Consider the following 12,545-nt stretch of genomic DNA (forward strand, 5'->3'; position numbering starts at 1 on the left):
GCGTACTCCTTGTGGCTGTTTAGCGGAAGGCAACATCGCGCAGGAACAGCGCAATTTGCGGGAACATGATCAGCAGAGCGGCGGCTAAAATCAGCATGAAAATAAACGGCGGAGTGCCTTTGATCACATCCCAATAGGGGCGCTTGAAAATCGCAATCGCCGTGAAAATATCGCACCCGAAGGGCGGGGTTGCCGAGCCTATCGCCACCTGCAAGGTGATCAAAATACCCACCAGTACCGGGTCGAGCCCAGTGGCCTCAATGGCAGGGGTAAAGATAGGCGTCAATACCAGAATGACCACAATCGGATCGACAAACATACAGGCAACGAAGAAGGCGATACAGATAGCAATCAGCACGCCCGTGGGACCTGCTTCATTAACCCCCACCGCCTCCAGAATCATTTGTGGTATTTGTGCAAACGAAATGATCCACGAGAAGCCATTACCCACCGCCACCAGGATAAACACCACGGCGGTAATTAAACCGGTAGATTTGGCGATGGCATAAATGTCATTCATCTTAAGTGAGCGGAAAACCACGAACTCAAGCAAAATGGCATACAGCACACAAGCCGCTGCTGCTTCAGTCGGACTGAAGATACCGCCGTAAATACCACCGACAATAATCACCGGAAAACCAAGCGGCCAAAGCGCCTGCTGAACCGCTACTGCGCGCTCTTTCCAGCTCGATTTTGCTTCAGTAGGTACATCTTTAACGATGGCGTAGATAATGCAGTAAGTCGAGAACATAAGCAGGATCATTAACCCTGGCCCAATCCCGGCAATAAATAGCTCACCGATGGAAGTACCCGAGATCACCCCGTAAATAATCATGCCGATACTGGGGGGGATCAAGAACGCAATATCGCTGGCATTGATGATCAACGCCAGCGTGAAAGAGTCCGAGTAGCCCGCTTTAAGCATCTTGGGCCGCAGCGGCGAACCAACGGCCACCACGGTCGCCTGGGTAGAACCGGATACAGCACCAAATAGTGTGCACGAAGCTGCCGTGCTTACCGCTAAGCCGCCTTTAATATGACCGATAAACGCCATAACCATATCGATCAAGCGGTTAGCGGACTGACCACGCGTCATAATATCAGCAGCAAGAATAAACATGGGTACGGCAATGAGCGAAGCTGGCCGTATGCCCGCCATCATCTGCTGGATCAGCGTATCCATCTGGCCGAAGCCGTTAAACATCATATAGAAGCCGATTACCGCAGCGGTAATCAGCGGAATCATCATTGGAAAGCCCAGCAGCAGCAGGGCAATCATGGTGGTGACCATTATTGTCGTCATAGCTGTTCCCCTAGGGTGCAGTGCCCCGCGTTAAACTTCAGTTTCCGTATCTTTATAACCATCCACCACGCCCGTCGAGAGATAGACATCGCGGGACGTTAAGTTTTTAACGGCGGTTAGCAAGTATTGAATACCGGTGATGAAAAAGCCCATCGGCACCCATAGGTAGATGATCCACACCGGTAAGCCCAAGGAGGGCAACACGCGGCCTTTGCTCTGCAGATCAAGGATATAAACAACTGAATAGTAGAGGAGGAAAAACATCACCAGCGAGGTAAACAGCGCAATGCAGATCATCAGCACTTTGCGCCCGCCTACCGGCAACGCATCATAAATAGCCGACATGCGTATATGGCGGCCATGGCGGGCGGCATAGCCAACCCCCGCAAAGGTGATCATAATAATCAAAATGCGGTTTAACTCACCGGAAAACATAATGCTGTTGCCAAATACAAAACGAGCTACCACATTGGTGACCGTATTCAGCGCCATTAGCAAAACACCCATCGCGAGAATCACGGCTTCTATTTTGCTAATTGCAGTGTCGATCACGCCCAGTACCCCCGGCAAACCGGAGCGGTAACTCTTTTCCATCTCATCATCGGTCATGGCCGGACTCCTTTTGAACGGCTCTAACGGCACCCGTTAAGTGCCGTTGGCACAATAAACACAGCGTTATTCCAGGCCTATCTAATGCACACCTGTCTAGCCCACATCTACTTCGTACCACTGGCGAGGAGTGAAATCTAGCGTAACGGCATGCAGCTGCCGGTGATTCAACGCTAGATGTACGTAACCCAACAGTAACGACGTTAAAACAGCCCCGAAGGGCCTACGCCTTACCAACACAAAATAAAAAGGGGCAGCCTTTGCTGCCCCTTGATAATCACTCGTGCGCCAGTGTGGCTTGGAGGGTGATTACTCGTTGGTTACGGCTTCAAGGTCAGCTTTAAACTGCTCAAGTAGCTCTTCACCACCTTCACCGGTCATTTCCAGGAAGGCTTCTTCGACTTGCGGGGCGCGGTCACGGAAGGCTTGAATTTGCTCTTCGTCGAGACGTGTCACGGTCACTTCATCAGATGCTTCCTGAATCTTCTCTAACGACTCTTCGGCCAAGCCTTGGATATGCTCGATGGTATGGTCGTAAGCCGCTTGTGAGGCTTCATTCACCAACGTTTGATCTTCTTCAGACAGGCCTTCGTAGAAGTCCTGGTTGGCCATCATCGCGGTGGTGAACCAGCCGTGGCCGGTAAACGTCAGGTGCGGAGACACCTCATACAGACCGCCGGACTCGATCCAGAAAATCGGATTCTCTTGCCCGTCAATGATGCCGGTCTGCAGGCCACCGTAAACTTCGCCCCAAGGCAGCGGCGTCGGCGTCGCACCAAAGGCTTCATAAGTTTCCGACAACAGCGGGTTGGTCATGGTACGGATTTTCTTATTATCCATATCTTCCGGCGAGCTGATCGGCTCGTCGGTGGTCACGACCATTTCGCCTTCTGGATACATCTTCAATAGCTCTAGGCCTTGCTCGGCGTAAAGCTCAGGAAACATTTCGTTGATCGCCTTACTTTCGTCAAAGAAGGTCAGTACGGTTTCTTCGTCGGTAGGCAGTAGGTAGGGAATGAAGAAGATTTGCGCTTCAGGGATCAGCGCACCAGTGAAGCCAGGCGACTGGTTAACGAACTGCAGAATGCCGTTCTGAGTCTGCTCCATAATGTCGTCAGACTCACCCAGCTCACCAAAGCGGTAAACTTGTACGGTGTGGTCTGAGTTGTCTTCAATATACTCTTTGAAAGCATAGGCGAAGACGTCTTGAACGTCGCCTTCATACTCTTCGTGAGCGTAGCGCCAGTTGTCTGCTTGAGCAGCGGCGCTGAGACCGAACAGCAGTGCACCCACACTGGCCGTTGTCATTAATTTAGAGGTTACAGAACGAGTAGAAACGGATTTGCTTGCCTTCATGCGGTGTTCCCCTTGCAGTGGTAAGCGCGCTGTACGAATGCGCAACAACCTAGTTTTTAAAACCCTACGGTTAAAATTCAATGCTTTAAAAGTAGGGTAGCCTCGCGCTTCTCAACACGACGCTGTTGTTCGCCAACCGGGGTTAACTAACCCATATTCCGATATCCACTAACAGGCAGTGATGGTGTTCATACTGCATGCTAGCAGGCGAATAACGCTAGGTATTTCAAAAACAGCTTAAATTCAGGCTAGCGCGCTCCTTGGTGAGGGTCAAGCTGGTAAGTAAGCGTTTGTAGCGAATAAAGCCATGCATTTTGGGTCTTTATACTGCCGCCGGAGGCATGATCACTTTGGCTATAGAGCAGCTGTTTTCGTAGCCAATTCGCCGCATCTGGCGGCATTTCGGCAATATTTCTCACACGTTTTTCATCGCTTGGCGCCTCACAAACCCACGTTTGCCAACGTTGAAGGTTCTCACGCTCAGCCATCAACTCTGCCTGTTTGATGGTTTCGCGCAGCGCTGTTACGGACTCACTTGTCGCCGCCATAGCTTTTAAATCGCGGCGTAATCCACGCAAAACCTCCGTCACTTGGCACTGCCACAAGCGGCGCTGCTCTCGCTCACGTTCGAGTGCAGCAGGCATGGCTTCTAAACCGCACGAATAGAGCCAGCAATGCAGCAGCACCTCGCAAACGTCAAGCCCGGCATCGTCTTGCAGCGTTAGGCAGGCGGCCTCAACGCCGGGCTTGGTATAGAGCGCCAGGGCAAAATCCCATAACGGTGTCTGCTGTAGGCGCTGCAATCGGGTAGAATCAAGCGCAATAGAGTTTCGCATCAAATGACCCACTTTCTTCGGGAGAAGGCATGATCGCACTGCGCCAAGTCGCCCTGCAACGCGGCACGCAAACGCTACTCGACAACGCGGACGTTACCCTTAATAACGGGGTAAAGGCCGGGATTATCGGGGCAAACGGCGCCGGTAAATCGAGCCTATTCAAACTCTTGCTCGGCGAGCTTGCCCCCGACCAGGGGGATGTCGAGATGAGCGGCGGCCAGCGCATTGCGCATATGGCCCAGGAAGTTGACGCCCTCGACCGCCCGATTATTGAGTATGTACTCGATGGCGACTTGGCGCTACGCAAGGCTGAAGCCGACTTGTTGGTTGCCAGGGAAGCCGGTGAAGCCCACCGAGAAGCCGAACTGCACGGTTTAATTGAAACCCTGGATGGCTACCGCGCAGAATCACGTGCGGCGCAGCTACTGGTGGGGCTGGGCTTCGTTCAGTCTGACCTTACTCGACCACTCTCGGCGTTTTCCGGCGGCTGGCGGATGCGGGTTAATCTGGCCCGCACGCTGTTTATGCCTTCTGATCTACTGCTGTTGGATGAGCCCACCAACCACCTGGATCTGGACGCCTTACTGTGGCTGGAGCAGTGGCTGACCCGCTACCCGGGCACCCTGCTGCTGATTTCCCACGACCGCGACTTCCTGGATGCGGTGTGCGACCACATCGTGCATATGCATCACCAAACCCTGGAGCTTTACCGCGGTAATTACTCCCAGTTTGAGCGCACCCGCGCTGAAAAGCTGGCCCTGCAGCAAGCGGAAGCCGCCAAACAGCAAGCGCGCCGGGAAGAGATCGAGCGTTTTATCGCCCGCTTCCGTGCCCAGGCAACCAAGGCGAAGCAGGCGCAAAGCCGGGTCAAAATGCTTGAACGGATGGAAGATATCGCCGTCGCCCACGTGGACTCCCCTTTTCACTTTACGCTACCCGCCGCCGACAAAACCTCGCACCCACTGCTGGTGCTGGATCAGGCGCAGCTAGGCTATCCGGGCGAAAATGGGGGTGATGACAATGTGCAGTTGGATAAGGTCAACGTTACGTTACTACCCGGCAGTCGCATTGGCCTGTTAGGCCCCAACGGGGCGGGTAAATCGACGCTGATTAAGTCGCTCACCGGGGAACTGGCGCTGCTTAATGGCAAGCGCGTACCCGGTGAGCACTTGGCGATTGGTTACTTCGCTCAGCATCAGCTTGAAGGGCTGGATGTCACCTCGACGCCTTTTGTGCACGTGCAACGCCTTTCGCCCACCGCCAGCGACCAAGATATCCGCAACTTCCTGGGCGGCTTTGGCTTTAAGGGCGACGACGCCTTCGGCAAAGTTGCCAACTACTCCGGGGGAGAGAAAGCGCGGCTGGCGCTGGCGCTCGTCGCTTGGCAGAAACCCAACCTGCTGCTGCTCGATGAGCCCACCAACCACCTGGACTTAGAGATGCGCGAAGCGCTGACCCAAGCGCTGGCCAGTTTCGAGGGTACGGTTATTCTGGTCTCCCACGACCGTCACCTGCTGCGCGCCACAGTCGACGAGTTCTGGAAAGTGGCGGATAACCGCGTCGAGCCCTTCGATGGCGATTTGGAAGACTACCGGGTTTGGCTCAAAGCGCGCTTGGAAGAGAGTCGCCGGGATTCCCGTGGCGAAAAAGCCGAGCGCCAGAACCAGCAACCCAGCGGCGACAGCCGTGAAGCACGCAAAGCGTCACGCAAAGCAGCCGCCGAGCTGCGCGAAAAGCTGCGCCCGCTGAAAAAACAGCGTGATCAAGCCGAAAAAGCCATGGAAAAGGCCCAGCAGGAACTCGATAAGGTAGAGCAAGTGTTGGCAGACCCAGAGCTCTACACCGACAGCGCCCGCAAAGCCGAACTGACCAAGACGCTTAGCCAACAAGCGGAAATTAAAGCGCGTTTAGATGAGTCGGAACGGCAGTGGCTGAGCGCCGAAGAGTCACTAGAGGCAATGGAAGCAGAACTGCTCGCCAGTGAAGGTGTAGAAAGCTAGTCCTCGAAAGCTCATTCTCGAAAACAGGGCTAGCTTTCCAGCAAGAACGTTACCGGGCCATCGTTGATTAGCGCTACCTGCATATCGGCGCCAAATTCTCCGGTAGCAACATGCGGCCAGGCAGTTTTCGCTTGGCTAACCAGCAAGTCAAACAGCTCTTCGCCTTTGGCTGGTGGCGCAGCGCTGGAGAAACTGGGGCGCAGCCCTTTGTGGGTATCTGCCGCCAGGGTGAACTGGGAAACGAGCAGCAAACCGCCGTTCACCTGCTGAAGGTTGCGATTCATTTTGCCCTCGGCGTCGCTGAAGACCCGGTAGTGGAGCAGTTTATGCAGCAGCTTTTCTACACCAGCGGCGTTATCATGCTTCTCCACGCCCACCAGCGCCAGCAGCCCGTGATCAATACTGCCAATCACCTCGCCTTCCACCTCTACGCTAGCGCGCCTCACACGCTGAATTAGTGCCTTCACTCAGCCTCTCCCGAACTAACAAACGGTCATTGTAACCACCGTCTGTTAATTTTTCCTGAGTTAACTTCCCCCTAATAGCGCATCGCGAAAATCTTCACCCAGCGGCCGCTCGCCTAGCCAAATGCCGAACATGGCGCTGGCCAGATCTGCGTTACCACCCTCAAATAGCGTGTCGCCGTTGAGTGCCAGGCGCAGTGTGTCACCGTCCCAACTCAGCACATAGCGATCCTGCGGCTCGACATCCTGATAGCTTTGATTAAAGGCGTTAATGTCTGCTTCCAACTGGGAAAACTCGTAGGCGGTAAGACTCTTTTGCAGCGTTTCTGTGGTGGCTTCAGCGAAGTCGGGGGCGTCGATGGCATGAAAATAAGCGAGCTCCAGGCGCCGTGGTACGTCGCCCAACGGTTGCGGCTGGGTTTCTCCCTCAAGCTGATAATAGGCGCCGGCGTAGGCCGTCCAGATCATGTAACGAAACACGCCGCTCCCAATAAGGCGATAGCGTTGGCCGTGCTCCTCGACTGTGCGCTCAAATGCTTCGCCTTTTTCGGTCACGCTGCTGGCCATCACCCAAGGCATGAGCAATAGGCCAGCTAACAGCAATGACAACTGGACGGTGCGCCTAGCACCCAATAAGCATGTGTACATAGAACCTCCTTATGGCAGATATCTATACATACCGATACGCCAAATAAAGGTTCCGTACAATATTTATTATTATCAGCACAGCACTTTTTCTAATAGCACTCGCTTACCAGGCTCGACAGAGCATCAGATCGCAGTGAGGTTCACATAGCAGCATCTCGGTTAGCTGGCTGGTGTGATGGGGTTGTCCACGGCTGCCGATCATCACCAGATCAGGCGAGTGGCGCTTCAGATACGCCTGCAGTACGTCGCAGGGCGCGCCTTGCTCTAGCACTAATTCAACATCGGGAACGCCTTCAAGCTCTCCCATCAGGCTATCAATTTCGTTATTCAACTGCTCGCGCAGCCGCAGCACCTCATGCTCCCGCCAGTGGGCGTAATAGGCCTGCGATCCCAATTCGCGTTCGCCGGGCAGTGTCCAGGCGTGTAGTAGGGTGAGCGTGGCTTCGGGAAAGCGAATCAGCGCCTCTTTCAGGGTGTGTCGCGCCGTCAGCGAAAAATCGATAGGTACCAGGATGTGCTGCCAGGGCTGAGTGGGCTGGTGAGAAGAGACCACCACCGGGCAAGGCGCACTGCGTAGCACACGCATGACGGTGGTACCCGCCAGCAGGTCTTTTTGCCCACGCTTGCGATGCATGCCCAGCACAATCAGCTCGGCGTTGCGCTCGTGGGCTTCGCGGACAATTTCAACGTGAGGTGAGCCTGTCACGGTCTGAATCAGCGTTTTAGGCGCCTCTAGGGCGTAGTCTTCGCGTAGATCCGTCAACATGGTGGTGATGTCTTCTACCACCGCGCTTTCGACATCACGCAGAACACGCCGCGGCAGGTAAGCATCCAACACGTGCAGTATGTCCAGCTGAACACCTCGGGCGTAGGCCAAGCGTAACGCCCGGGCAAACGCAGCGCGATTGTCAGCAGAAAGATCGGTGGCAAACAAGATCGTACGAGGCATGGCGAAACGCTCCTCGGCTGAGCAGCCCAGCCTTACAAGCCGTTAAGCAAACACTCCTTAGCATGGTGTGCAATGCGCTTTCTCGCAAGCGACCGATGACCAAAATCGATTAAAGCACTACACCCAATCACCACCAGGCGTGAAAATGGTGCACCGGGCCGCGCCCTTTACCCACGTTTAAGCGCACGCTCGCCTCCAGCGCTGCATGCAGCCACTGCTTGGCATCGCTGATGGCGGCTACCGGGGCATCCGTGTCGGCATTTACGGGTAGCTTCGCTAGGCAGGCGGCAATCGCCGAAGAGAGCGCACAGCCGGTACCGTGCAAATTGTCGGTATCGATACGCGAGGCGGGCAACCACTCATGGCCATTGGGGGTTGCCAGCAAATCCGGGCAGGTCGCCCCACGCAAATGGCCGCCTTTCAACACCACATAGGGAGCGCCCAACTGCGTTAAGCCCGGCAGCATCGCCTCCATGGCGTCTAAACTGGTGGGCGACGGCATGTCGAGCAGCACCGCGGCTTCCGGCAGATTAGGGGTAATCACATCGGCCAGCGGCACGAGAATATCGCGTACGGCGCGAATGCCGTCATCGTCAACCAGAATATCGCCGCTCTTAGCGACCATCACAGGGTCGAGCACAATCCAGCGTGGCCTGCGCTGGCGCAGCACGTCGGCGATCACCTCAGCAACCTCGCGGCTGGCCACCATGCCAATTTTGACCGCCTCTATCGCTACATCATCCAGCAGGTGTTCCAGCTGCTCGCGAATAGCCTGGGGAGCGACAGGATACACCGAGGCCACCCCGCAGGTGTTTTGGGCAATCACCGCGGTAATCACGTTGGTGCCAAAAACGCCAAGGGCTGAGAAGGTTTTCAAATCGCCCTGCAGACCAGCACCGCCAGAAGGGTCGGAACCTGCGATGGTAAGCACATTGCGAAGACGGGGATGGGTAGACATGGGGCTCCTTCACGGCAAAATCGGCAACAAACGCTACTGTGTGCCTAGGATACCCAAGCTGAGCGCCTTATGCTGCTGAAAACGTACACACCAGACACACAAAAGCCGCCCGCAGGCGGCCATTGCGTTCGTGTGCGTCAAGCATGACAAACTATTGAGCAGTGTCACCTTCCGGGTTGCGGGCGTTGTAGTACGCCTGCTCGGAGATGGCGTGGTAATCCTCGACTTTTTCCTGGAACGCTTGATAGGAGTCATAGATACGCGTGGCTAATTCGCTCGATTCCGCCAACTCGGCGACTACATCCTGGGAGTGCTCACGGGCCTGGGCCAGTACGTCGTCGGGGATGCGGCGTAGCTCAACATCGTGCTCGTTGACCAGAGTTTCCAACGCATCGTTGTTACGTGCGGTGTACTCATCCAGTACGCTCTGGTTAATGTCGCTAATAGCAGTACGCAGGATCGCCTGCAGATCCGCGGGCAGCTCTGCGAAGGCTTCTTCGTTAACGATCGCCTCGAACATGACCGTCGGTTCGTGCCAGCCAGGATAGTAGTAATAATCAGCGGCTTGATGCAGGCCGAATGCTAGGTCATTATAGGGGCCAATCCACTCGGTTGCGTCAATCGCGCCCGATTGCAGCGAGGTAAAGATCTCACCGCCGGGCATATTCACAATGGCGACACCCATGCGGCTCATTACTTCGCCGCCCAGGCCCGGCATGCGCATTTTCAGGCCGTTCAGATCGTCAACGGAGTTGATCTCTTTGTTGTACCAACCGCCCATCTGCACGCCTGAGGCACCGGCGACCATTACGTCAACGCCGAAGTCATCGTAAAGCTCGTTCCACAGCTCCATACCGCCGCCATAGCTTAGCCAGGCATTCATCTCTTGAGCATTCATCCCAAACGGCACGGCGGCGAAGAACTGTGCAGCGGGGGCTTTGCCCTTCCAGTAGTAGGAGGCAGAGTGGCCGAGTTCAGCGGTGCCATCGGAAACGGCGTCAAATACCTCAAACCCTGGTACCAATTGGCCAGCCCCAAAGACCTCAATGGTGAGGCGGCCATCTGACATTTCATCGACCAACTGCGACAGGCGCTCGGGGCCTTGGCCAACCCCTGGGAAATTCTTCGGCCAGGAGGTCACCATTTTCCAACGGAACTCCTCCTCTTGAGCCTGGGCGTGGTTATCAAAGCTTGATACCACCAGCAAACTGGCGGAGAGAGCGGTCACCATAGCGATGGCAACGGGGAGTGTCTTGGCTTTCATACCATAATCCTCTTACTTTCTATTATTACTATTATTGAGTAGGGAATACTCCGCCTAGCGTAGAACACTAGGCGGTTTGCTGCAGGCCATGAATGGCTCTTGACTGCTTTTTAGTTAGGTTGCCACTTCTTAACGTTGATAGCAGCGATGTTTTTCAACTAACCCTTTATTAGCCAAACTGCGCGGGCAGCCATGTGGCCAACTGTGGGAAAAACGTCAGCATGAGCAACATACCCAGCTGCATCAGGATAAACGGAATAACCCCACGGTAAATCGCCGACGTGGACACAGAAGGCGGCGCCACACCGCGCAAGTAGAACAGCGCGAAGCCAAACGGTGGCGTTAAGAACGAGGTTTGTAGGTTGATCGCGATCATAATGCCCAGCCAAATCGGGTCGAGCCCCATGGCGAGCAGAATCGGGCCGACAATCGGCACCACCACAAAGGTGATTTCGATAAAGTCGAGAATAAAGCCGAGCAGGAAAATCACCAGCATGACAATGAGCGTCGCGCCAACCACGCCGCCGGGCATACCCTCGAACAGTTCGGTGACCATATGTTCGCCGCCATAAGCACGAAACACCAGCGAAAACAGCGCCGCGCCAATCAGGATCAAAAACACCATGGTGGTCACGTGCGTGGTCGAGCGCAGCACGTCTTTCAGCGTCTTCATGTCGAGCTGACGATAAGCCAGCGCCAACACCAGAGCACCGAAGGCACCTACCGCAGAGGCCTCTGTGGGCGTGGCAAAACCGCTTAAGATTGAGCCTAATACCGCTACAATCAACACCACAGGGGGCACGAGCCCTTTGAGCAGCAGCATGCCAATCCCTGAGGTATGGCCAAGCTCGGCCATTAACTCTTCACGGTCGGCAGCAGGCGCCATATGCGGGCGCAACCACGCCACCAAGGCGACGTAAATCATATACATCACTACCAGCAGCAAGCCAGGCACTAGCGCGCCCATAAACAGGTCGCCCACGGAAACCGTTTTAGGGCTAAAAATGCCCATATCCAGCTGCGCTTGCTGATACGCCGATGACAGCACGTCACCCAGCAGTACCAGGGCAATGGAAGGGGGAATGATTTGGCCTAGGGTGCCGGTAGCGCAAATGGTGCCGGTGGCCAACGATGTGCTATAGCCACGCTTGAGCATCGTCGGCAGCGACATCAGCCCCATGGTGACCACGGTGGCCCCCACAATACCGGTTGAGGCCGCCATCAACATACCCACCAGCGTCACCGAAATACCCAACCCACCGCGCATAGCGCCAAACAGCAGGGCCATGGCGTCCAGCAGCGTCTCAGCCACTTTGGATTTTTCCAGCAACACGCCCATCAACACAAACAGCGGTACCGCCAACAGCGTTTGGTTGGTCATTATGCCGTAGAGCCGATTGGGCAAGGCGGCGAGATAGCCACTATCAAAGTTGGCGTCGATACCGATGGCTTCCAGACCCAGCCCCATTCCAGCAAACAGCAGCGCCGTGCCCGCCAGCGAGAGCGCCACGGGAAAGCCGAACATCAACACAATACAGATAACGGCAAATAAAATAATCGGCATAAATTCCAGCATCAAACACGCTCCTCAAGATGATTGCCACCGGCAGCAGAAGGCACTATCCGCCCGGCCATCACGTAGCCATTGCGCACAAGCTCAATCACGCCTTGCACGATCATCAGCACGGCAAACAGCGGTATTAAGGTTTTCAGTGCATAGACGGCCGGAATACCGCCGTAATCAGGGGAGGTTTCCAGAATACGCCAGGAGTTGACAACGTAGCCCAGGCTGGAAGCAATGATAAAGAGCATCACTGGAATCAATAGCGTGATAATACCCACCACATTGATTAACGCTTGGCGGCGCGGGGTCATGCCTCGGTAGAAGATATCCACCCGCACATGGCCGTCGTGGCGAAAGGTATAGGCGGCCGCCAGCATAAACACGCTGGCGTGCATATACATCACGAGCTCTTGCATAAAAATGCTGTTCACACTGAAGGCATAACGAAGCAGTACAATCGCGAACTGAATCAACATCATAATGATGATCAGCCACGCAAGGGTACGCCCGAACCACTCTGAAGCGCGGTCCAGCGCACCTATAAAGGCGGGTAGTTGTGTTGTATCCGACATGGAAGTGTCTCGCGTAAAACGG

General features: G+C 55.2%; 12 protein-coding genes. 1 reads left to right on the forward strand and 11 read right to left on the reverse strand.

The window, feature by feature from the left end; genetic code table 11:
* Positions 1-19: 19 nt before the first annotated feature.
* The 4 genes from U738_RS15200 to U738_RS15215 all read right to left on the reverse strand — a co-directional run bounded on the left by U738_RS15200 (position 20) and on the right by U738_RS15215 (position 4,104).
* Positions 20-1,303, reverse strand: a complete 1,284-nt coding sequence (locus U738_RS15200; RefSeq protein WP_035582012.1) for a TRAP transporter large permease — start codon at positions 1,301-1,303, stop codon at positions 20-22.
* Between the two features lie 30 nt (positions 1,304-1,333).
* A complete protein-coding gene (locus U738_RS15205) occupies positions 1,334-1,912 on the reverse strand; it encodes a TRAP transporter small permease (RefSeq protein WP_035582014.1) in 579 nt (192 codons plus the stop codon).
* A gap of 309 nt (positions 1,913-2,221) precedes the next feature.
* Entirely contained in the window at positions 2,222-3,268 is a 1,047-nt protein-coding gene (locus U738_RS15210; RefSeq protein ID WP_035582016.1) for a TRAP transporter substrate-binding protein, read from the reverse strand.
* A gap of 248 nt (positions 3,269-3,516) precedes the next feature.
* Positions 3,517-4,104 (reverse strand): TIGR02444 family protein, encoded by a 588-nt coding sequence (locus U738_RS15215; protein ID WP_035582018.1) that lies wholly within the window; start codon positions 4,102-4,104, stop codon positions 3,517-3,519.
* A 29-nt stretch (positions 4,105-4,133) separates the two neighbouring features.
* Here U738_RS15215 and U738_RS15220 point away from each other — a divergent pair, with 29 nt between their 5' ends.
* Positions 4,134-6,104: an ATP-binding cassette domain-containing protein gene (locus U738_RS15220; protein ID WP_035582020.1), complete on the forward strand. Its 1,971-nt coding sequence runs from the start codon at positions 4,134-4,136 to the stop codon at positions 6,102-6,104.
* Between the two features lie 29 nt (positions 6,105-6,133).
* On the opposite strand, the gene dtd is transcribed toward U738_RS15220, so the two are convergent.
* The 7 genes from dtd to U738_RS15255 form a co-directional block, all read right to left on the reverse strand.
* Positions 6,134-6,571, reverse strand: coding sequence for a D-aminoacyl-tRNA deacylase (dtd, locus tag U738_RS15225; RefSeq protein WP_035582024.1), 438 nt, complete (start codon positions 6,569-6,571; stop codon positions 6,134-6,136).
* Between the two features lie 60 nt (positions 6,572-6,631).
* Positions 6,632-7,216, reverse strand: coding sequence for a chalcone isomerase family protein (locus U738_RS15230; protein ID WP_035582027.1), 585 nt, complete (start codon positions 7,214-7,216; stop codon positions 6,632-6,634).
* A gap of 103 nt (positions 7,217-7,319) precedes the next feature.
* The gene (locus U738_RS15235; RefSeq protein WP_035582029.1) at positions 7,320-8,165 is read right to left on the reverse strand and encodes a universal stress protein; all 846 of its coding nucleotides are present in this window, start codon (positions 8,163-8,165) and stop codon (positions 7,320-7,322) included.
* 127 nt (positions 8,166-8,292) lie between these two features.
* Positions 8,293-9,123: a bifunctional hydroxymethylpyrimidine kinase/phosphomethylpyrimidine kinase gene (thiD, locus tag U738_RS15240; protein WP_035582031.1), complete on the reverse strand. Its 831-nt coding sequence runs from the start codon at positions 9,121-9,123 to the stop codon at positions 8,293-8,295.
* Between the two features lie 151 nt (positions 9,124-9,274).
* The gene (locus U738_RS15245; protein ID WP_035582033.1) at positions 9,275-10,387 is read right to left on the reverse strand and encodes a TRAP transporter substrate-binding protein; all 1,113 of its coding nucleotides are present in this window, start codon (positions 10,385-10,387) and stop codon (positions 9,275-9,277) included.
* A gap of 169 nt (positions 10,388-10,556) precedes the next feature.
* The gene (locus U738_RS15250; RefSeq protein WP_035582035.1) at positions 10,557-11,963 is read right to left on the reverse strand and encodes a TRAP transporter large permease; all 1,407 of its coding nucleotides are present in this window, start codon (positions 11,961-11,963) and stop codon (positions 10,557-10,559) included.
* A complete protein-coding gene (locus tag U738_RS15255; RefSeq protein WP_035582037.1) occupies positions 11,963-12,523 on the reverse strand; it encodes a TRAP transporter small permease subunit in 561 nt (186 codons plus the stop codon). Before U738_RS15255 ends, U738_RS15250 begins: the two co-directional genes overlap by 1 nt.
* Positions 12,524-12,545 lie beyond the last annotated feature (22 nt).

It is taken from the genome of Halomonas sp. TG39a, assembly GCF_000744395.1.
In the GTDB taxonomy this organism is placed as follows: domain Bacteria; phylum Pseudomonadota; class Gammaproteobacteria; order Pseudomonadales; family Halomonadaceae; genus Vreelandella; species Vreelandella ventosae_B.